The organism is Micromonospora xinjiangensis (assembly GCF_056150165.1).
The window spans coordinates 354,430-372,434 of sequence record NZ_JAXCFO010000001.1 but is presented as its reverse complement, the minus strand read 5'-3'; the positions used below and the strand labels follow the sequence as shown (position 1 = coordinate 372,434).

Sequence of the window (18,005 nt, the reverse complement as noted above, 5' to 3'; positions counted from 1 at the left end):
CACTGTTCTTACTGTTGTTTCAACTAGGACGACTGTCTATGGACAAGTAGCCTGGGTCACGAATCCTGCGCCTCGTCTGGGAGTTCGCGCAAGAGGGCTTCTACGCGCCGAGCCACCTCCGCGACTTGCGAGGGTGACAGTTGCTCCGTGTGGGCGATGATGATCTCCGTTCCGGTGTCTGGCGTTCTGTCTTGATACACGTGTATGTCAGCCAAGCCGGCGGCCTCCTCTGCCGCCCGCAGTACCGCTCGGTACGGCAGGTCGAGTGCCCGAGCCAGTGCTTCGAGCACGTCTCGCTTCGGCATGGCTGGGTGCTGGTCGGTGGCGAGCTGGTGAACCCGTGACTTAGAGAGAGCATCGCCGCCCCGTTCGGCGATGTCTCCGTAGGAGTCGCCGTCCCACAGCCGGGCTCCGATGAGCCGGCCGAGAGCGTGGTCGGCGACCTCTACCTGCTTACGTCTTGGCACGTGTGCCTCTCTTCTCGGGGCTGGTTGCGGCGTGACCCTACCCTTACTTCCTCCGTTCGTCCAAACTTCTGAACGACCGTCCTGAAAACTGGACGCTGAAGATCGTGGACATGTAGCGTTCGCTGGCGGGCAGGAATCGCCATCGAACAGGTGTGCGAAACTGTGTCGGCTGCCACATGATCAACCGCAACGGGGCTGTGTTATCCTTGCAGTATTCGACCCGGCCCCAAGGAGGTATCACCCCGAGTGAGTGACGAGCAGACTGTCGCCTTGGCGACCAAGCGCCACGAGTCCCCGGACGCCCTCGCGGTTCTGGTGGAGGACGACGAGAACTTCGCGTACTACGCGGACCTGAGGCCGGGCTCGGACGCCTGGCACATCGAGTGGATGGACGACACCGCCGGCCGGCTCGGGCTGGTGCGGGTCGACGAGTACCCGGCCGAGGTCGTGGGCGACTCCATCCGCTACTGGTTCGCTCCGTCCGACGTGGAGGCCGAGTGACGGCAGCCCTGATGAAGCCGAGCCAGCTCGGCAGCGCGCAGCCCTCGGTCATGGAGCTACCCCGCAACGGGAAGAAGCAGCCGCTCATCGTTCCGGTGGGCGGCGGTAGGCCGAAGGCGTACACCCGCGTCACGACCTACATCGACTGCCTGGAGGACAAGACCAACCTCAGCCACTACGGCGAGCGGTACGTCTTGGCCGGCGTCGCCCTCCAGCCCACCATGCTCAACCGCGTGATGGGCCTGAACCCGGACGACAACCAGGACAAGAAGACGTACAAGCAGGTCGCGGCCAAGGCCAAGGCCACGGCCGGGCAGCAGGACAAGGCCGACAGGGGCACGCACCTGCACGACCTGTCGGAGTACGTGGACCGAGGCGAGCAGCTTCCGCCCTGCTCGGACGCGGACCTGCTCGACATGGCGGCTTACAAGGTCGCCACGGCCATGCTGGACGTCAAGCACATCGAGCAGTCCGTAGTGGTCGACGAGAACGGCACGGCCGGCACGCCCGACCGGGTCTCGCACTACGACGGCCTGGACCCTGACGGGAAGCCGGCGGGCAACCTCATCACCGACCTGAAGACCGGGTCCATCGAGTACGGCGCGCAGAAGATGGCGATGCAGCTCGCGGACTACAGCCGGGGGAAGCTCTACGACCCCTCGCGCTTCCCGGTCGACGTGACCGACGAGGACGCCTTCGAGGAGTGGAAGAAGACCGAGTTCACGGCGGAGGAGGCAGCCGCCGCGTACTCCGACCTGCCCAACGTCAACCAGCGGTGGGGGCTCATCGTCCACCTGCCGGCGGGTACGGGGCAGTGCACCGTCTACTGGATCGACCTGGAGGCGGGGTGGCGCGGCGTCATGCTGGCCGGCGAGGTCCGGGCTTGGCGTCGCACGAAGGTCATGCGGCCCTTCCTTCCGGTCTGATACTGCAAGGATGACACACGTCACAGTAGCTTGCCGGACGGATTACTGCAAGGCTAACATAGTGGAGTAAGCGAGAGAGGGGAGTGCGACCACCAGTGAGTGTCGCTACTGAGCCGACCGGTCGCGGGGTCACCGTGACCATCAAGCACGGCAAGGGCTACCAGGACACCTGGAGCGTGTTCAAGGGCCTGCCGCACGAGGTGCGCGAGGATCTGATCGCGTACTTCAACATCCCGTACGAGCAGCACCACGACCTGAGCCTCCACGAGGTGGTCGTGAACGCGACGACGATCGCTCACGGCGTGGGCAACGTCGCGGGCAAGCTCGGCGGCACGGTGCTCTCGCAGGGCGCGCAGGACTCGCCGCCCTGGAACACCGGCACCAGCTCGGCCAAGCCGACCGGCGACCCATGGGCGCAGGCGCAGGCGACGCCGGCCGCGCCGGCTGAGAACCCGCTCCTGGCCGTCATCAAGAACGCGGAGGACGTCAAGTCGCTCCAGCGGATCTGGGCGGAGAACCAGGCCGCCTTCAAGGACTCGGCCGTCATGGACGCCTGGAAGGCCCGTGGCCGCGAGCTGAGCGGCATGTGAGCCAGCGGAACAAGGACACCGCTGCGATCATCCTGGCCCTGCTGATCCTGCTCTCCGTGGGCTTCGGGATCTGGGCGCACTACAAGGCCCCGTGCGGGCTCTACCGGTTCAGCAAGGCGGCCGACGTGCCCGCCCGCTGCGTCAGCTACTACTCCCACTGAGAGGGGAACCCCAACCGTGGCCTTCGGCCTGAGCAAGACCAACGAGACCGTCCAGCCGACCCTGGAGGAGCGCGTCAACGCGGCTGCCGCCTCGGCTGCCTACGCCCGCGACACCTTCGAGGCCGCCGCCTCCGAGCTGGAGAAGGCCGCCGCCGAGCAGGCGGCCATCCGTGACGCCGCCCTGGCCGAGACCGAGCGGCTGAACGACCTCGCGCTGCACGCCGACGACGAGGCGAACCGCAACGCCGAGGCCGCCGCGAAGATTCGCGCGCTCGTCGCCTGACGCCTCTTCTTCGCCCGATACTGCAACGCTGACATCCAACCCAACCAAGGGAGTGCTTCAACCAGTGAGTGGTTTCTCGTTCGCCAAGCCCAGCTCGTTCGCCGGTGGCACCTTCTTCAAGGTCGCCGACCACATGAACGACCTCGCGCTCCTCGTCGAGCCGAAGCGGATCACCAAGGGCGTGCCGAACACCTACAACGGCAAGACCACCCTGCGCGACGAGGTGACGGCCGACGTCACGATCTTCGCCACCAGCGAGGCGCTGGAGAAGGGTGAGCCCAGCGAGGTCATCAAGGACGCGAAGTTCGTCCACGGCATGCTGACCTCCACCCTGGAGCAGGTCATGGGCGGGGCGCTGGTCGGCGTCATCCGCCGCATCCCGACCGCGAACGGCTCGGGCTACGCCTTCCGCGACGTCACCCCCGAGGTGGAGGCGCAGGTCGGCAACTACTACGTCAAGCGCGAGGCCGCCGTCACGGCCGCGCTGGAGTCGGGCGACATGCCCTCCTTCGAGTGATCGCCCTGGCGGGTGTCGGGCTGATCGCTCGGCACCCGCCCTCTGGGCTGCGCTCACAAGGAAGGAGGAACACCCCGAGTGCTGACCCCTGGTAGGTCGCTCACCCTGCACGCGGAGGCCGGCAAGGAGCTGCCCCGCGTGCCCGCGTTCAAGCCGCTGTACGACCGAGGCGTCCGACCCCGGCACGGTCAGGTCATCATGGTCGCCGGCCGCAGCGGTACGCAGAAGTCCGGCTTCGCGTTGTTCTGGGTCGCGCAGATGAAGCTGCCGACCTTGTACTTCAGCGCCGACATGAGCGCCTTCACCGCGTCGTCTCGCCTCGCCTCCATGGCGGTCCGCGAGACCACCGAAGAGGTGGAGGCCGGCATGGCGACCAACCCCGAGAAGTACGTCAAGGCCCTGGCCGACCTCCCCATCACGTTCTCGTTCGGCTCGCCAATCACGTGGAAGAACGTGGACGAGGAGCTGGAGGCTTGGGTCGAGCTGCACAACGACTACCCGCGAATCATCTGCTTCGACAACCTTATGGACTTCGAGGGTGCCGAGAGCGACTACACGGAGCAGATGGCCGTGATGTCGCAGGCGACGGAGCTGGCCCGTGCCACCGGGGCGACCGTCATCCTGATGCACCACGCCAGCGACAAGAGCTGGGAAGCCAAGAGCGACCCGTGGGCCCCGCCCAGCCGGGACCAGATCAAGGGCGGCCTCAGCGAGAAGCCCGAGCTGTCGCTCAGCGTCGCGCTCGACCCGAACGACCTGACGTACCGGGTCGCCTGCATCAAGCAACGCATGGGCCCCTGCGACCCGACCGCGAGGAGCTACGCGGTCCTGTTCGCCGAGCCCGAGTACACCACGTTCCACGCCACGTCGCCGCTGCAACGACGGACTCTTCAGGCGGCGGCGTAGTGGCCGGCTCCGAACGCCACCGGGGCAAGCCCTGTGTGGACTGCGGCAAGAAGAAGGGGCCGAACCAGCAGACCGACCTTCGGTGCTACCGGTGCGGCCTGGCCGTGAAGCGCGAGCGTCGCAGCCAGGCCCACGGCCGGCGCGTCGAGCAGGTCTACGGCATCACTGGCGACGAGTACGCCGCGCTCCTGACCCACCAGGGCGGGCGGTGCGCGATCTGCCAGCGGGCCAAGGGCTTGACGAAGCGGCTGGCCGTCGACCACGACCACGCGCTGGAAGCGGAGCAGGGCAGCCGGGCATCGGTGCGCGGCCTGCTCTGCGGCCCCTGCAACTCGGTCCTGGCCCACGCCAGGGACGACCTGGAGTTCCTACGCCGGGCCATCGACTACCTGATCAACCCGCCAGCAAGGGAGGTGCTGCACCTTGGCTGACCGACTGGCCGAGCTGGCAGTAGAGCGTGGCGGGGAGTGGGCGAAGTGGCTTGCTCTCCGCGAGTGGCCACAGGCCCCGAACCTGGCCACGGAGCACTTCGAGTACGACGCGGCCGATGAGTGCTTCTTCCGGGGCGAGGACCACTTCGGCGTGCGCCAGATCATCGCCGTCGAAGACCTCTTCGGGGTGGCCTTCGGGTGAGCGACGAGCGTCCGGCACTCACGGCAGTCCTCGACTACTACGACGTGCCCTACAACCCGATGAAGGTCTCGCAGATGGTGCGGTGCCCTCTTCAGGAGGAGGACCGGACGCCGTCCATGTCCATCCACACAGAGAAGGAGCTGTGGCGCTGCCATAGCTGCGGGAAGGGCGGCGACGCCTGGACCTTGATCATGGAGAAGGAGGGGATCGACTATCGAGCAGCACGAGCCCTTGCGGCCTCTGTCGGATTCGCAACGGGAGGCGCTGGAGGAGGCGACGAGCGCCTATCAGGGTCAGCTTACGGCGGACGTCGCAAGGTACCTGCTCGCAAGGGGAATCGGCCAGGAGGAAGCGGTTACCGCCCGTCTTGGCGTCGTTCTTGACCCCTTCCCTGGACACGGCCGGTTCCGAGGCTGGCTGTCCATCCCGTACCTGGACCGCAACGGCAGCCCGTTGCAGATCCGCTTCCGCTGCCTTCAGGAGCACGATCACCGGGCGCTCGGCCACGGCAAGTACCTGACGGTGGCCGGCGAGTCCTCGCGGATGTACGGCATCGAGTCGATCCACAACGCCGACGACGAGATCCACGTAACCGAAGGCGAGCTGGACCGGATCATCCTGCGCCACAAGCTCGGCGTCCACGCCGTGGCCGCGCCGGGCGCGAACAACTGGAAGGGCCGGCACCGCCGGATGCTCGCCGGCTTCAGCCGGATCTGGGTCTGGGGTGACCCGGACGACGCGGGCGCGGAGTTCACGCAGCGGATCACCCGAGCGCTGCGGCAAGCCAAGGGCATCAACCTGCGACAGGGCGATGTCACCGATACGTACCTGGCCGGCGGCACGGACGCCCTGCTCGCGGCCTGGAAGGGGGGCGCTCAGTGAGCGACGAGGTCAACGAGAACGGCGAGACCATCGACGAGCAGTTCGTCGAGCTGGCGTCCCGGCTCTACCAGGACAACGGCCTGGAGGTCACCGAGGCCACGCTCCTGCGGGTGCGCCAGCGCCGCGAGCGTTTCCGCCAGGAGATCCCGCAGGTGCAGTCGCTCCCGATGTACCCCGCCGGCAAGGCGTGGGAGGTGGAGTACGGCCACCAGTTCCGGCGGTGGGAGGAGGCCAACCAGCTCCGCGCCAACGTCCGGCAGTACGCCTGGGACGGCATGATCCTCATGTCCGCCTACTGCGCCCTCGCGCAGGAGAACGACGACGCGCGGGAGTCCGAGCTTCTGGACCTGGCGGCCATCGTCATCGGTGCATACGAGGCCAGCCGGAAGCGGAGGGCGCAGGGTGCCTGAGCTGAAGGATGGGGACCTCGCGCTGGTCCGCGTGCGCAACTTCCCCGAGAACGCACCGAAGCTCGCCCGGTTCCGCGATATCCGCGACGACTTCGCCTGGGACGACGACGGCGAGGACGACGGCCTCACCTGGTGGCAGTTCTTCGGAACCGAGATCACCGAGCGCCCGGAGAACGTCGAGATCGTCGCTCGGGTGCGGGCCTTCACCGTCACGACCTTCAACGGCGAGGTCGGCCTGACGTCCATCCCGCAGACCGCATGACCGAAGGCGACCCGGCCGAGCTGCCGGGCAGACCTGGACCACGGCTGAAGGCCGCCTGGGACGCGATGAACACCGCGACTCGGGCGGCCTTCCTGCCTCACCTGCTCGGCACGACGAGCGCGGAGTACCTGGCCGACTGGCTCGATCGAGCTGGCACGCCGGTCTCCGCCTCCACCATCCGCACGTACCGGCGAGCCCTCGCCAGACAGGAGCGATTCACCAGTGAGCGACCTGCTCAACGAGCTGACGAGCAAGCCGGTCGGACCCGAGATCCCGGCTAGGCTGACCGACCCCGAGCGTGACTTCACCTCCAAGCTGGAGGTGAACGGCAACGAGGCGGTGGCCGAGCTGCGACGCGGCGTCGGCGAGACCACCAACAACGCCGCCCGTGAGTACCTGCTCAACCAGGGACTCAACCCCGACGAGTGGGAGCAGGTCGGCTACCGGCGCAGTGAGTGGACGATGCCCAGCGGGCAGCAGGGCGAGTCCGCGCGGTTCACCTTCCGCCGCATCGGCTCGGCCGGCGCGGAGCGGCCCGGTCTCGACGAGCTGTTCGCCGCCATCGAGCCGTATGCCGGCCTGAAGCACGAGGACCGCCCGCAGGGTGACCACGGCTTCATCGTGGCCCTGGGCGACATGCAGTTCGGCAAGATCGACGGCGACGGCGTGAAGGGCACGCTGGAGCGCACGATCGGCTGCATCAACCGGGCGGCCGACGTGCTGACCGAGCACCAGGCGCGCTTCGACATCGGTCACGTCCACATCGCCTGGCTCGGCGACCACGTCGAGGGCTTCGTGAGCCAGGGCGGGGCGAACACCTGGCGTACGCCGCTGACGCTGACGGAGCAGATCCGGCTGACCCGGCGGGTGATGCTGCACGCGCTGACCACGTTCGCGCCGTTGGCCGAGCGGCTGACCATGGCTGCCGTCCCCGGCAACCACGGCGAGGCAGTTCGGTTCAACGGCAAGGGCGTGACCAGGTACGACGACAGCCACGACACCGAGTCGCTGATCGCGGTCGCCGACGCTGCGGCGCTGCACCCGGAAGCCTTCCGTCACGTCGAGTTCTACGTGCCGCAGACCGACGAGCTGACCGTGGTCCTGGACGTGGCCGGCACGGTCGTCGCTCACGCGCACGGCCACCAGTGGCGGCCCGGCAAGCACTTCGAGTGGTGGCGTGGCCAGGCGTTCAACCGCGCCTCGGCGATGCACCAGGCGGACCTGCTCCTCGCCGGCCACCTGCACCACGAGCACGTCGACAGCGACGGGCCGAGAACGTTCATCCAGCCGCCGGCCCTGGAGAGCGAGAGCACCTGGTGGCGGCACGCCAAGGGCACCACCGGAGCGCCCGGCCTCATCGTCGCCGTCACCAAGGACGGCCAGACCAACCTGAAGGAGGTGGTCCGATAGTGGACCTGATCAACTGGGAGCTGGCACAGCTCAGCGGAGTGCAGCGGGCCATCCATGTAGCGGCGGCCCGCGTCACCCGCGACCGGGGCGGCGTCGTCGAGTACGACGACATGCGGCAGGAAGCCATCCTCTGGGTCGCCACGCACCCCGAGCAGGTGGACCGCTACCTGCTGCCCTCCTGCGTGGGTGAGCCGGCGGTCGACGTGCCCCTGCTGGCACACCGGCTGTACTCCCGGCTGCTCAACCTGAGCGAGGGCGACGCCGCCCGCGCCGAACAGACCAGCTCCTACGAGGCCGCCCGTGAGGGTGCCGGTGAGTAGGTACGACCGCCGGCTCGTCGAGCAGCTTCTCCCGGCCGTGTGGGACAAGGACTACGCCTACGGCATGGCCAATCCCGAGGCGGCGCGGCCGGTACGGGGGTGCCAGATCCACGCTCGACGGGACGGCACGCCGAAGGAGGACTGTGCCTGCTGCGACCCCTCGGTCCGCAAGGCCACGGTCAACCCGAAGCTCGGCAACACGCTGTACGCCCACCTGGGCGACATCCACGCGGCCTGGCGGCACGCCGGCCTACCGCTGGAGGAGCGCCAGACCCTCCTTCTGAGGTACGGCCTGGACTGGACGCTCGACGAGGTCGGCCGAGCCTTCGGCGTCCCCAAGAGCACGGCCATGCGGCGGGCTGAGCGCGGCGTCGGCCGCCTGGTGGCCCACCTGAACGGCGACACCTACGAAGACATCGACGATACTGCAACGCTGACATCTGGGAGTGACACCAACCAGTGAGCATCATCGACCTGACCCCGCCCTTCACCTTCGGCCCCACGGGCGAGGTGGTCTACGACCGGACGTACTCCCGCACGCAGGCTGACGGCTCGAAGGAGACCTGGCCGGACACCGTCGAGCGGGTGGCCGCCGGCAACCTGGCCCTGGTCTACGGGCCGAAGGCGACCTGGTCCGACGAGGTGATGGCGGAGTACGAGCGGCTGAAGAAGTACATGCTGCGCTTCGCCATCATCCCCGCCGGCCGGCACCTGTGGGCCACGGGCGTCAGCGGAAGACAGTTCTTGTTCAACTGTCACCTGTCCGGCTGGCAGAGCGACAAGCTGTCCGACCACTTCCAGTTCTCCTTCCTCCGCCTCATGGAGGGCGGGGGAGTGGGGAGCAACTACTCCTCGCGCTTCCTGGAGAAGTTCGGTGCGCCGCGCCGGCAGCTCCGCGTGCACGTGGTCTGCGACCCGATGCACCAGGACTACGAGGACATGAAGGCCGCCGGCCTGCTCTCCGAGGAGTACGACTCCAACTGGGCCGGCGCGTTCGAGGTGGAGGACTCCCGCGAGGGCTGGGCCGCTGCCCTGGTCGACCTCATCGACACCTACATGACCGACGACGAGGTCAAGCACGAGAACCGCGTCTACGACGTGTCGCGGGTCCGCTGCAAGGGCTCGCGGCTGAAGACCTTCGGCGGGACTGCCTCGGGTCCGGCCCCGTTCGCCCAGCTCCTCCACCGCACGTCCGAGGTGCTGAACAAGGCGGAGGCCCGCGCCGACGAGCTGCCCTTCGACGGCATGATCGTGACCCCGCTCGACGCGATGGAGATCGACCACGCCATCGCCGAGTGCGTGGTGTCGGGCGGCAACCGGCGCAGCGCTCGCATGGCCATCGTGCACTGGCGCGACCCCTTCATCCACGACTTCATCACGGCGAAGGCCGACACCGGGCTTCACTGGACGACGAACATCAGCGTCGAGATCGACGAGTCGTTCGTGCGCCTGCTGATCGACGGCGACCCGGAGGCGGTCGAGATCCACCGCATGGTGACCGAAGGCGCGCTGACGAACGGCGAGCCGGGCTACTGGAACAGCGACTACTCGAACATCGGCGAGATCAACGAGGTCGTGGCGACCAACCCGTGCGGCGAGATCCCGCTCCCCGCCAGCGGTGCGTGCGTGCTCGGTCACGTCAACCTGGACGCCTTCGCGCCGACGCGCAAGGGCGGACCGGTCGACTGGCTCGGCCTCGACGAGGCGCACGAGCTGATGACGCGCTTCCTGGTGCGGGCGACGTTCGGCGACATGCTCGACCCTGGCCAGAAGGCGGTCATGGAGAGCGAGCGCCGGATCGGCGTCGGGCACTTCGGGGTACAGGCGTTCTACGCCAAGCGGGGGTACCCGTACTCGAAGGTCCCGAAGATCGCCGGCCTGCGGCGCGAGCTGGCCGAGATGAAGGCCAAGGTGAGGGAGGCTGCCCGGCAGTACGCCTTCGACCTGCGCATCCCCGAGCCCGTGAAGGTGACCACCGTCGCGCCGACCGGCACGATCGCCAAGCTGCCCGGCACGACGGAGGGCATCCACCCGATCTACGCCCGGTTCTTCATCCGCCGGGTCCGCTTCAGCATGGCGGACGCCGACCAGCGGGCGAAGGTGGAGGAGTTCCGCGAGCAGGGCTTCCACACGGAGGTCTGCCAGTACGACGCCTCCGGCAACACGATGGTCGTCGAGTTCCCGACCAAGGACAACCTCCTTGATGAGGTGGAGGCCCTGGGCTACGACAAGTACGAGGCCGCCGACCTGGTCGAGAGCGCCGACGAGATCAGCCTCGACGACATGCTGTCCTTCCAGGCGATGTACCAGAACTGCTACGCCGACAACGCGGTCAGCTTCACGGCCAACGTCCGGCCCGGCTTGGACGCGGACGAGGTCGCCGCGACGATCAGGAAGTGGCTGCCCTGCCTGAAGGGCACGACCATCATGGTCGACGGCACCCGACCGCAGGCCCCGATGGAGCGGATCTCCGAGGGCGCGTACCGCATGGCCAAGGCCACGCTGGTCTCGGACGGCATCGACGAGGAGTGCGCGTCTGGTGCCTGCCCGGTCCGGTAGGTAGCCTGCCGGCATGGACGACCGGCCGAGCGTCTACGTGCTCTACACGCGGTACGCGCGGTCGGTCGGCTGGGCCCTGAAGCTCAGCCAACCCAAGGCCCCTGTGCTGCTCGCTATCGAGGCGAGAGAGGCGAGGCGGCGTCGGATACCTGAAGACGAAGAAGGCCCCTCAGCGTGATGCTGGGGGGCCTCTTCTTGTGCATCTGGTCAGTGCTGCTTGGCGTACTCCACGAACGAGCGCCAGGTCTGCGGGTCGAAGGCGAGCACGGGGCCCGCCGGGTCCTTGCTGTCGCGGACGGCAACCACGCCGGGGAGGTTGTCGGCCACCTCCACGCAGTCGCCACCGCTCGTGCCGCTGCGGGTGGACTTCTTCCACTGAGCGTTACTGAGGTCCATGCTGGCTCTCAACTTCCTTCATCAGGGCGACAGACAGGGCTTGCGGGAGGGCGACGCCCCTCACGCTCTCCCATCTCGCCAGAAGCGTAGCCATCCCATCCTCGCCATCGACCACAAGCCCTGCAAGCTGGTTCTCCAGGTGGCCGACCCATCCACCCTCTGCGGACCTGGCCAGCGCCAACGGCCCGGAGAGCCCGACGTGCAGCCCGGCGTCGCCGGGGATGACGTGCAGGTGGATGTGGGGCAGCTCGGCCATGCGCAGTAGGTGCGCGAGCTGTTCCGCCATGATCGCGTCGCGGCGGCGGAGCGCAGCCTCGTCGATGACGGCCACCACGAGAGGCGGGCGGTCGCGGGTCAGGATCTCCTGTCGTTCGAGCCGGCTGGCCACCGCCTTCTCGACCTCTTCCTCCGGCCTGGTGTCGTCGAAGCGCAGGACGGCGCGGGCGTAGTTCGCCGTCTGGAGCAGGCCGGGGATCAGGGTCGGGTTGAAGTACCGGAGCTGCTTCGCGGCGCGCTCAGCTTCCAACCAGGGCTTGAACCAGCTCGGCTGGCCGTCTCGCTGGGCGTTCTTCAGCAGGGTCTCGAACAGACCGCCGGTCTCCAGGATCTCGTCAGCTCGGCGGGCGTATGCCAGGTCGATCGGCCTGGTGCCGGTCTCCACTGCGGAGACAGTGGACCCTGAGTAGTTCGCGCGCTTGCCGAACTCCTCTTGCGACATGCCGCGTAGGGCCCGCTGCTTGCGGAGCTGAACGCGAATCAGCTCGAACGCCTCGTCGTGTTCCACCCGACCTCCAGGGAATCGCCAAGATCGCCAGCCAGTTCCAGCCGCGCCACAAGATCGCCAGACCCTCACCGCGACCTGCCCGAACGCCTTCCGAGCGTAGCTGTGTCCTTACAAGACTGTCATCTATGCGGGCCTGCTGGCTGCCGAGGGGGGCGTCAGTGGGTCTTGCCAGGGGCCGCCCTGCTCCCCCCGTGGTGGGGCGGCCTCTTCCCAACTCCCGAGGAGGTTGAGGTGTCGCCGTGGTTCAACCGCAGGATCGTTCGGCCAGCGCGCAAGCCCGGCGAGAACCCGCCCGCTTGGATGCGGGAGCCAACAAGGGCGTACTCGACGCTGGATGTCGGCCGCGTCGGCAGGCTAACCCCGGCCCAGTGGTTCCGGGCGAACGGCGGACGTCGACTGTGAGCGCTCGGCGGCCAGTCGTTCCGCACCAGCCGATCCGACCGATCTGGCTGTGTCGCAACTGCGCCGCCGAGTGGCCCTGCCAACCGGCGCGACTGAAGTTGCTGGTCGACTTCCGCAACAACCGCACCGGACTCCTGGTCTACCTCGCCTCACAGATGGCCGAGGCTGACGGCCAGCTTCACCAGCTCAACCCGAGCGAGAAGCCCCGCGACCTCAGTGAGCGCTTCCTGAACTGGGCACGCGCTCGCTGACCACCCCGCAAGACGACCGACCGCACCGGGCGGCCGGCAGAACAAGGAGAACGAGATGGAACAGCTCCAGCCCAAGTGGCGCACCCTGAAGTGTGACAACTCCGGCCCGAACTGCCCGGAGATCGCGTTCGGCGACAACGTCGTCCTCCTGCGGGACAGCGAGCACCCGGAGGGCGTCGCCCGGTTCCCCCTGGCGTCGTTCGAGACGCTGAAGCAGAAGGTTCTCGCTGGCGAGGTCTGAGCCCATCGCGTAGGGGCCCCGGTACCGCTGATTGCCGTCAGCGGTACCGGGGCTCACTGCTACGCGGGTACCGATACCTTCGGCTCGCGCAGGCCGAGGTCGTCGAGAAGACGCCGCGCCCTGTCCGGCCCGGTACCCAGTACCTTCGCCGCGACCTTCACCGGTACCGTCCCGTCCGGCTTCCGGGGTACCGCCTCGGGGTCTAGCAGTACCGCCTTCAGCTCCGCGTCAGGTCGAGTACCGGCAGGCTTCCGTACCCTCCGCTCGGGGCCCGGTACCACGATCGCGGGTACCGGCTCGCCGGGTACCGCCTGGTCAGGTACCGGTACCGCCGTCTTCGGTACCTCGGGTACCGGTACTGCCGGGGTACCGGGTACCGGCCTCGCGGGTACTGCCATCGCCGGTACCGGTACAGCCTGAGCCGGTACCTTGCGGGTCGGCACCTTCCGTACCGGTACCTCGGCAGTACCCGGTACCCGCTTGGCGGCCGGTACCTTCCCGTCCAGTACCTTCACCGCCGCGCCGGCCAGTACCAGCTTCACGAGACCCATGAAGGCGATGGCGGGTACCGCCGACACGATGCCGCCGGACAGGCCGGGCTTGGCGACGGCGAGCTGAGCGGTCAGGGACAGGGTCGTCGCCGCGACGATCAGTACCACCGGGAAGACGATGCCCCGCCCGTCCCGCTTGCGCCGCCGGATCTCGATCAGCGCCGCGATGGGGATCAGCTCGGAGATGCCGGCGTTGACCCAGCCGGCCCCGGCCGGCACGTGCTCGGGGGAGTTGGCCATCGTCCAGTCGTGGACGTGGGTGAAGCTGACGTAGCCCGCCGAGATCCCCACGGCGAGGAGGATGGCCACCTGGACTCGGCGCTCCCACTTCTCGGCGCGGCTCATCAGGCCACCCCCTTCGCTTCGCTCTTGCACGGCGTGCAGTTGTTGGCGAGCTGGCCCCGGTGCTTCCGGCACTTCTTCGCACCCGGCTCCGGCGGCAGGGCAGCGCCCCGCTTCTCGTCGAGCTTCTTGCGGGCCGCCCTGAAGGCCGCCAGGCCGGTCGGCTGCGCCGGGCGGGCCGGACGTGCCGGCTCCGGCTCCGGGGACTCCACAGGCTCGATGAAGGGCTCCTCGTGGCCGTCGTCCGGCACGGCAGCCGACTTGCCCGACACCGGCTCCGCCTCGGGGAGCAGGTCCAGCGGGATCTCCCGCTTCCGGTGCATCGCCAGGTTGTAGACCACGGGCCGGCGGTCGGCCGGGATGTAGGCAACGTGGCGCTGGTCGCCTCGCGCGATCAGCCCGTCCTCCAGGAGGTGCTTCAGGCAGTCCTGCGTGGCGCGGACGGTCTTGCGGGCGTAGTGGGCCAGGAGCTTCTGGCCGGGGTAGGCACCCTTGCCGTTGGCGTGCGCGTGGTTGGCCAGTCCGAGCAGGACCGGGACGCAGCACTTCCGTACGTCAGGGGCCTCGTTGAAGGCCCAGGTCAGGGCTTCCACGCTCATCGCGCGCCCCGGACAGTGATAGACTTCGAGTACACGGCGGACCTCCAGCGTCCGTCTGGCCCCGGCGGTGTTCGCGCACCGACCGGGGCTGTTTCTTGCCCGACCTCTCTTCTATGGGTCGGCCATCTGCTGAGACCAGCAGATCCCCATGGAGAAGGCGTTCTCCTCGCCGTACGTGCTGACGCAGCGGCTCGGGCACGACCTCGACGCCCGGGAACTCGCCGGGTACGACCCGGAGCAGCTGGTGGCGATCTTCGCCCAGCCGCCGGCCCTGCACCGGTTTCCCAAGGCGATGGCCGCCCGGGTGCAGGAGGTCTGCCGCACGCTCGTCGAGCGGTACGACGGCGACGCCGCCGGGCTCTGGGCCGGTGTGGCCGACGGGCGGGAGCTGCTCCGCCGGATCGCCGAGCTGCCCGGCTTCGGCAAGCAGAAGGCGCAGATCTTCCTCGCCCTGCTCGGCAAGCGGTTCGACGTCCGGCCGGAGGGCTGGCGGGAGGCGGCCGGCGGGTACGGCGACGCGGACGCGTACCGCTCCGTCGCCGACGTGACCGACGGGGAGTCGTTGCGCCGGGTCCGGGAGTACAAGCAGCAGATGAAGGCCGTGGCGAAGGCGAAGACGAGCGCCTGACGCAACGCCGGTCCCCGGCCCCACCCCTGTGACGGCTGTTCAGGCGGCGGTGGGGTGGGCCAGTGAGGCGATCGCCCGTCGGACGTCGGCGAGCGAGACGGTGGCGGAGTCGTCGAGGTCGGCCAGGCCCGCCTCGATCCACTGCCGCATCAGGGTGGTGACCCCGATGCCGCGCGCCTCGGCGGCCGCCCGCACCCGTTCGTACGTCTCCAGCGGCAGCCGCACCGACCTGCTCACCATCGGCACGTCGGTGTCGGGGGTGGGCAGCGCCGCCGGCTGGCTCTCGTCGATCAGCTCCGCGAGCCGGTCGTCGCCGCTGTGGAACTGCTTCATCGCGTCGTTACGGTGCATCGTCACCGCCTCCTCATCGGCGCTCTCTCCGCACGGCCTCGTCGTAGCGCTTCGACTCGACGTCGCTCAGTTCGCGGGCGGAGAGGATGTCCCAGTCGTTGTCGGTGTCGTCGGCCTCGGCGAGCAGCACGGCCAGCCGACGGCCCCGCCGGGCGGCGGCGTAGACGACCATCACGTCGTCGCCCAGGTGGCGGATCACCCGCCGCGCGCTGTGGAGCGCCTCCCAGACTTCCCCCGGCGTGACGTCGTAGACCTTCAGGTTGGCCAGCGCCTCTTCGGTGAAGCTGAACCTGCTGCCCACGGGCGGAGCGTACCACGCACGTAACACGAGCGGGATGTGCACCGCGGCTGCCCTGAATGTCGCTGATCACGGCCGGTGAGTGTCAGGATGAGGCGTAACCCCTCGAGGAGGTCCGTGGTGAAGCGTCAGGCGTACCAACCGATCCTGATCACCGATGCCTCACGCAGCCAGGACGATCAGCTCACCAGTCGGCAGCGGCGTTACGTGCTGATGATGGGCGTCCGGGTCGCCTGCCTGGTCGTGGGCGCGATCCTGGTGGGTGCGCAGGCCCCCATGCTCTGGCTGTGGCTCCCGCTCTGCGGCCTCGGCATGGTGCTCATCCCGTGGCTGGCGGTGCTGCTCGCCAACGACCGGCCGCCCAAGGAACAGCACCGGCTGGCCAACCGCTTCCACCAGCAGCACCAGGACACCGCCCCGCCGATGAGCCTCACCGCCGAGGAGCGCCCCCACAAGGTCATCGACGCCGAACCGTGACGAGCGTCAGGGCCGCGGCCGGGCGCCGAGCGTCGAGACCGCCACCGCGCCGAGGTCACCGGCCCGCGCCAACGCCGCGTCCGGCCTCGCGCCGCCCAGCCAGGCGGTCAGCAGCCCCGCGGCGAACGCGTCCCCGGCCCCCGTGACGTCGAGCACCGCCACCCGGCGGGCCGGCGCCGCGCTGAGCATCCCCGTACGGTCCGCCCACACCGCGCCGGCCGCGCCGCGCTTGACCACCACCCGCCGGGCCGTCGCCGACAGCGCCCGCGCCTGGGCCGCCGGCTCCAACCCACCGGCCAGCACAGTCGCCTCGTCCGAGTTGACCAGCAGCAGGTCCACGTCGCGTACCCAGGCCAGGAACGCCCCCGCACCGACCCTCCGCAACGGCTCCGCGGAGGCCGCGTCGACGCTCGTGGTGAGCCCGCGCTCGCGGGCCACGGCCAACGCCCGCAGCCCGGCCCCGCGCGACTCCGGGTCCAGCAGGGTGTACGCGGACAGGTGCAGGTGCCCGGCGTCGGGCACCGCCGCGACGGCCCGCTCGACGTGCGCCGCGGTCAGCCGCAGGTTCGCCCCGCGCTGGCTGACCATCGTCCGCTCGCCGTCGCGGGCCAGCACGATGACCGTGCCGGTCGCCGCCCCCGCCACGCGCTCGGCGGCGCAGTCCACGCCCGCGGCCTCCAGCTCGACCACGCGGTCGCGCCCCTCCGGGTCGTCGCCGACCGCGGCGACCAGCGTCACGGACGCGCCCTGGGCGGCGAGCCAGGCGGCGGTGTTGGCCGCCTGGCCGCCACCGCTGAACCGGATCTCGGCCGCGGTGTCCGAACCCGTCGCGAGCGGTCCGGAGAGCACCGCGACCACGTCGGTGATCACGTCGCCGACGACGACGATCCGCGGGGCGGGGTTCATGCCCCGGTGTCGGCGCGGCGGGCGGCCGCGGCCACCGCGATCCGTGCCGCCAGGTCGGCGTTGCGCAGGATGATCCGCACGTTCACCGTGAGGCTGGCGCCCTCGGTGGCGGAGTGGAAGTGGGCGAGCAGGTAGGGGGTCACCGCCTTGCCGGTCACCCCGTCGCGTTCCAACAGCGCGAGACCCTCGGTCAGGGTGCGGTCGTGCAGCGCCGGGTCCAGCTGCTCGTTGGCGGGGAGCGGGTTGGCCACCACCAGGCCGCCGGCCTGGACGCCGTGCGCCGACCGGGCCGCGAGCACCGCGGCGATCTGCTCGGGCGACTCCACGGACCAGTCGAGGTCGAAACCGCCGTCGGTGAGGTAGAAGCCCGGGAACCGGCGGGTGCGGTAGCCCACCACGCTCACCCCGAGCGTCTCCAGCCGCTCCAGCGTCGCCCCGACGTCGAGGATCGACTTCACGCCGGCGCAGACCACGGCGATCGGGGTCCGCGCGAGGGTGGTCAGGTCGGCCGACTCGTCGAAGGTGTGCGAGGCCTCCCGGTGCACGCCGCCCAGCCCGCCGGTGGCGAAGACACCGATCCCCGCCGCGGCCGCCACGGCACTGGTCGCCGCCACGGTCGTCGCGCCGTCCGCGCCGGTCGCCGCGGCCACGGCCAGATCGCGTACGGAGAGCTTGGCCACACCGTCGACGGTCGCGAGGCGGGTCAGCTGCGCGTCGTCGAGACCGACCACCAGTTCGCCGCCAACCATGCCGATGGTGGCCGGCACCGCCCCGGCCGCGCGGACCGTGGTCTCGATCTCACGGGCCACCCGCAGGTTCTCCGGCCGGGGAAGACCGTGCGAGACGATGGTGCTCTCCAGGGCGACGACGGGACGGCCGTCGCGCAGCGCGTCGGCCACCTCGGCGCCGTAACGGATGTGAAAGTTGGTCACGGTGATCACCGTACGGCCCG

General features: G+C 69.3%; 30 protein-coding genes. 21 read left to right on the top strand and 9 right to left on the bottom strand.

Features of this window, described 5'->3' with window-relative positions; translation table 11 throughout:
- Positions 1-56: 56 nt before the first annotated feature.
- On the bottom strand, positions 57-467 hold the full coding sequence (locus SM573_RS01780; protein ID WP_474615282.1) for a hypothetical protein: 411 nt from the start codon (positions 465-467) through the stop codon (positions 57-59).
- Positions 468-713: 246 nt separating this feature from the next.
- On the opposite strand from SM573_RS01780, the gene SM573_RS01775 reads away from it, so the two are divergent.
- The 17 genes from SM573_RS01775 (at position 714) to nrdJ (ending at position 10,827) form a co-directional block, all read left to right on the top strand.
- Positions 714-968, top strand: a complete 255-nt coding sequence (locus SM573_RS01775) for a hypothetical protein (RefSeq protein ID WP_474615281.1) — start codon at positions 714-716, stop codon at positions 966-968.
- On the top strand, positions 965-1,894 hold the full coding sequence (locus SM573_RS01770) for a hypothetical protein (RefSeq protein WP_474615280.1): 930 nt from the start codon (positions 965-967) through the stop codon (positions 1,892-1,894). Before SM573_RS01775 ends, SM573_RS01770 begins: the two co-directional genes overlap by 4 nt.
- 95 nt (positions 1,895-1,989) lie before the next feature.
- A complete protein-coding gene (locus SM573_RS01765) occupies positions 1,990-2,484 on the top strand; it encodes a hypothetical protein (protein WP_474615279.1) in 495 nt (164 codons plus the stop codon).
- Complete coding sequence (locus tag SM573_RS01760; RefSeq protein ID WP_474615278.1) at positions 2,481-2,645, top strand: hypothetical protein; 165 nt, start codon at positions 2,481-2,483, stop codon at positions 2,643-2,645. Before SM573_RS01765 ends, SM573_RS01760 begins: the two co-directional genes overlap by 4 nt.
- 16 nt (positions 2,646-2,661) lie before the next feature.
- Positions 2,662-2,928: a hypothetical protein gene (locus SM573_RS01755; RefSeq protein ID WP_474615277.1), complete on the top strand. Its 267-nt coding sequence runs from the start codon at positions 2,662-2,664 to the stop codon at positions 2,926-2,928.
- A gap of 64 nt (positions 2,929-2,992) precedes the next feature.
- Positions 2,993-3,445: a hypothetical protein gene (locus SM573_RS01750; protein ID WP_474615276.1), complete on the top strand. Its 453-nt coding sequence runs from the start codon at positions 2,993-2,995 to the stop codon at positions 3,443-3,445.
- A gap of 78 nt (positions 3,446-3,523) precedes the next feature.
- Complete coding sequence (locus SM573_RS01745) at positions 3,524-4,351, top strand: AAA family ATPase (RefSeq protein WP_474615275.1); 828 nt, start codon at positions 3,524-3,526, stop codon at positions 4,349-4,351.
- Positions 4,351-4,782, top strand: a complete 432-nt coding sequence (locus SM573_RS01740; RefSeq protein ID WP_474615274.1) for an endonuclease VII domain-containing protein — start codon at positions 4,351-4,353, stop codon at positions 4,780-4,782. Before SM573_RS01745 ends, SM573_RS01740 begins: the two co-directional genes overlap by 1 nt.
- The gene (locus SM573_RS01735; RefSeq protein ID WP_474615273.1) at positions 4,775-4,984 is read left to right on the top strand and encodes a hypothetical protein; all 210 of its coding nucleotides are present in this window, start codon (positions 4,775-4,777) and stop codon (positions 4,982-4,984) included. Before SM573_RS01740 ends, SM573_RS01735 begins: the two co-directional genes overlap by 8 nt.
- A 59-nt stretch (positions 4,985-5,043) precedes the next feature.
- Entirely contained in the window at positions 5,044-5,367 is a 324-nt protein-coding gene (locus SM573_RS01730) for a CHC2 zinc finger domain-containing protein (RefSeq protein WP_474615717.1), read from the top strand.
- Complete coding sequence (locus tag SM573_RS01725) at positions 5,249-5,866, top strand: toprim domain-containing protein (protein ID WP_474615716.1); 618 nt, start codon at positions 5,249-5,251, stop codon at positions 5,864-5,866. The genes SM573_RS01730 and SM573_RS01725 overlap by 119 nt, the downstream gene beginning before the upstream one ends.
- Positions 5,863-6,276: a hypothetical protein gene (locus SM573_RS01720; protein ID WP_474615272.1), complete on the top strand. Its 414-nt coding sequence runs from the start codon at positions 5,863-5,865 to the stop codon at positions 6,274-6,276. Before SM573_RS01725 ends, SM573_RS01720 begins: the two co-directional genes overlap by 4 nt.
- Positions 6,269-6,538, top strand: a complete 270-nt coding sequence (locus SM573_RS01715; protein ID WP_474615271.1) for a hypothetical protein — start codon at positions 6,269-6,271, stop codon at positions 6,536-6,538. Before SM573_RS01720 ends, SM573_RS01715 begins: the two co-directional genes overlap by 8 nt.
- 222 nt (positions 6,539-6,760) lie before the next feature.
- A complete protein-coding gene (locus tag SM573_RS01710; RefSeq protein ID WP_474615270.1) occupies positions 6,761-7,948 on the top strand; it encodes a hypothetical protein in 1,188 nt (395 codons plus the stop codon).
- Positions 7,948-8,268 (top strand): hypothetical protein, encoded by a 321-nt coding sequence (locus tag SM573_RS01705; protein ID WP_474615269.1) that lies wholly within the window; start codon positions 7,948-7,950, stop codon positions 8,266-8,268. Before SM573_RS01710 ends, SM573_RS01705 begins: the two co-directional genes overlap by 1 nt.
- Positions 8,261-8,731, top strand: a complete 471-nt coding sequence (locus SM573_RS01700) for a sigma factor-like helix-turn-helix DNA-binding protein (RefSeq protein WP_474615268.1) — start codon at positions 8,261-8,263, stop codon at positions 8,729-8,731. Before SM573_RS01705 ends, SM573_RS01700 begins: the two co-directional genes overlap by 8 nt.
- Positions 8,728-10,827, top strand: coding sequence for a ribonucleoside-triphosphate reductase, adenosylcobalamin-dependent (gene nrdJ, locus SM573_RS01695; RefSeq protein ID WP_474615267.1), 2,100 nt, complete (start codon positions 8,728-8,730; stop codon positions 10,825-10,827). The genes SM573_RS01700 and nrdJ overlap by 4 nt, the downstream gene beginning before the upstream one ends.
- Before the next feature lie 207 nt (positions 10,828-11,034).
- Here the strand turns inward: nrdJ and SM573_RS01690 are convergent, their stop codons facing one another.
- Both SM573_RS01690 and SM573_RS01685 read right to left on the bottom strand, forming a co-directional pair.
- On the bottom strand, positions 11,035-11,223 hold the full coding sequence (locus tag SM573_RS01690) for a DUF397 domain-containing protein (protein WP_474615266.1): 189 nt from the start codon (positions 11,221-11,223) through the stop codon (positions 11,035-11,037).
- Positions 11,210-12,007, bottom strand: coding sequence for a helix-turn-helix domain-containing protein (locus SM573_RS01685; protein ID WP_474615265.1), 798 nt, complete (start codon positions 12,005-12,007; stop codon positions 11,210-11,212). Before SM573_RS01685 ends, SM573_RS01690 begins: the two co-directional genes overlap by 14 nt.
- A 500-nt stretch (positions 12,008-12,507) precedes the next feature.
- Between SM573_RS01685 and SM573_RS01680 the strand changes: the two genes are divergently transcribed.
- Both SM573_RS01680 and SM573_RS01675 read left to right on the top strand, forming a co-directional pair.
- Positions 12,508-12,660: a hypothetical protein gene (locus tag SM573_RS01680; RefSeq protein WP_474615264.1), complete on the top strand. Its 153-nt coding sequence runs from the start codon at positions 12,508-12,510 to the stop codon at positions 12,658-12,660.
- Positions 12,661-12,715: 55 nt separating this feature from the next.
- A complete protein-coding gene (locus SM573_RS01675; RefSeq protein ID WP_474615263.1) occupies positions 12,716-12,901 on the top strand; it encodes a DUF397 domain-containing protein in 186 nt (61 codons plus the stop codon).
- Positions 12,902-12,960: 59 nt separating this feature from the next.
- Here the strand turns inward: SM573_RS01675 and SM573_RS01670 are convergent, their stop codons facing one another.
- Both SM573_RS01670 and SM573_RS01665 read right to left on the bottom strand, forming a co-directional pair.
- Complete coding sequence (locus tag SM573_RS01670) at positions 12,961-13,797, bottom strand: DUF2637 domain-containing protein (RefSeq protein ID WP_474615262.1); 837 nt, start codon at positions 13,795-13,797, stop codon at positions 12,961-12,963.
- Positions 13,797-14,393 (bottom strand): hypothetical protein, encoded by a 597-nt coding sequence (locus SM573_RS01665; protein WP_474615261.1) that lies wholly within the window; start codon positions 14,391-14,393, stop codon positions 13,797-13,799. Before SM573_RS01665 ends, SM573_RS01670 begins: the two co-directional genes overlap by 1 nt.
- Positions 14,394-14,535: 142 nt before the next feature.
- On the opposite strand from SM573_RS01665, the gene SM573_RS01660 reads away from it, so the two are divergent.
- Positions 14,536-15,021: an HhH-GPD-type base excision DNA repair protein gene (locus tag SM573_RS01660; protein WP_474615715.1), complete on the top strand. Its 486-nt coding sequence runs from the start codon at positions 14,536-14,538 to the stop codon at positions 15,019-15,021.
- A gap of 39 nt (positions 15,022-15,060) precedes the next feature.
- On the opposite strand, the gene SM573_RS01655 is transcribed toward SM573_RS01660, so the two are convergent.
- Positions 15,061-15,372, bottom strand: a complete 312-nt coding sequence (locus SM573_RS01655) for a hypothetical protein (protein ID WP_474612484.1) — start codon at positions 15,370-15,372, stop codon at positions 15,061-15,063.
- Positions 15,373-15,385: 13 nt separating this feature from the next.
- Positions 15,386-15,673, bottom strand: coding sequence for a hypothetical protein (locus tag SM573_RS01650; RefSeq protein ID WP_474612358.1), 288 nt, complete (start codon positions 15,671-15,673; stop codon positions 15,386-15,388).
- 117 nt (positions 15,674-15,790) lie between these two features.
- On the opposite strand from SM573_RS01650, the gene SM573_RS01645 reads away from it, so the two are divergent.
- Positions 15,791-16,147 (top strand): DUF3099 domain-containing protein, encoded by a 357-nt coding sequence (locus SM573_RS01645; protein WP_474612357.1) that lies wholly within the window; start codon positions 15,791-15,793, stop codon positions 16,145-16,147.
- A gap of 6 nt (positions 16,148-16,153) precedes the next feature.
- Here SM573_RS01645 and SM573_RS01640 read toward each other — a convergent pair whose 3' ends face one another.
- Both SM573_RS01640 and SM573_RS01635 read right to left on the bottom strand, forming a co-directional pair.
- Positions 16,154-17,053 carry a carbohydrate kinase family protein gene (locus tag SM573_RS01640; RefSeq protein ID WP_474615260.1) on the bottom strand — a complete coding sequence of 300 codons (900 nt, stop codon included), beginning with the start codon at positions 17,051-17,053 and terminating at the stop codon, positions 16,154-16,156.
- Positions 17,050-17,985 (bottom strand): pseudouridine-5'-phosphate glycosidase, encoded by a 936-nt coding sequence (locus SM573_RS01635; RefSeq protein WP_474615259.1) that lies wholly within the window; start codon positions 17,983-17,985, stop codon positions 17,050-17,052. The genes SM573_RS01640 and SM573_RS01635 overlap by 4 nt, the downstream gene beginning before the upstream one ends.
- Positions 17,986-18,005 lie beyond the last annotated feature (20 nt).

What these genes read in the sequence shown, in the direction of transcription:
- SM573_RS01730 (WP_474615717.1), top strand. Translation starts at nt 5,044, where the DNA reads ATGAAGGTCTCGCAGATGGTGCGGTGCCCTCTTCAGGAGGAGGACCGG.
- SM573_RS01690 (WP_474615266.1), bottom strand. Translation starts at nt 11,223, where the DNA reads ATGGACCTCAGTAACGCTCAGTGGAAGAAGTCCACCCGCAGCGGCACG.
- SM573_RS01675 (WP_474615263.1), top strand. Translation starts at nt 12,716, where the DNA reads ATGGAACAGCTCCAGCCCAAGTGGCGCACCCTGAAGTGTGACAACTCC.
- SM573_RS01670 (WP_474615262.1), bottom strand. Translation starts at nt 13,797, where the DNA reads ATGAGCCGCGCCGAGAAGTGGGAGCGCCGAGTCCAGGTGGCCATCCTC.
- SM573_RS01665 (WP_474615261.1), bottom strand. Translation starts at nt 14,393, where the DNA reads ATGAGCGTGGAAGCCCTGACCTGGGCCTTCAACGAGGCCCCTGACGTA.
- SM573_RS01655 (WP_474612484.1), bottom strand. Translation starts at nt 15,372, where the DNA reads ATGCACCGTAACGACGCGATGAAGCAGTTCCACAGCGGCGACGACCGG.
- SM573_RS01640 (WP_474615260.1), bottom strand. Translation starts at nt 17,053, where the DNA reads ATGAACCCCGCCCCGCGGATCGTCGTCGTCGGCGACGTGATCACCGAC.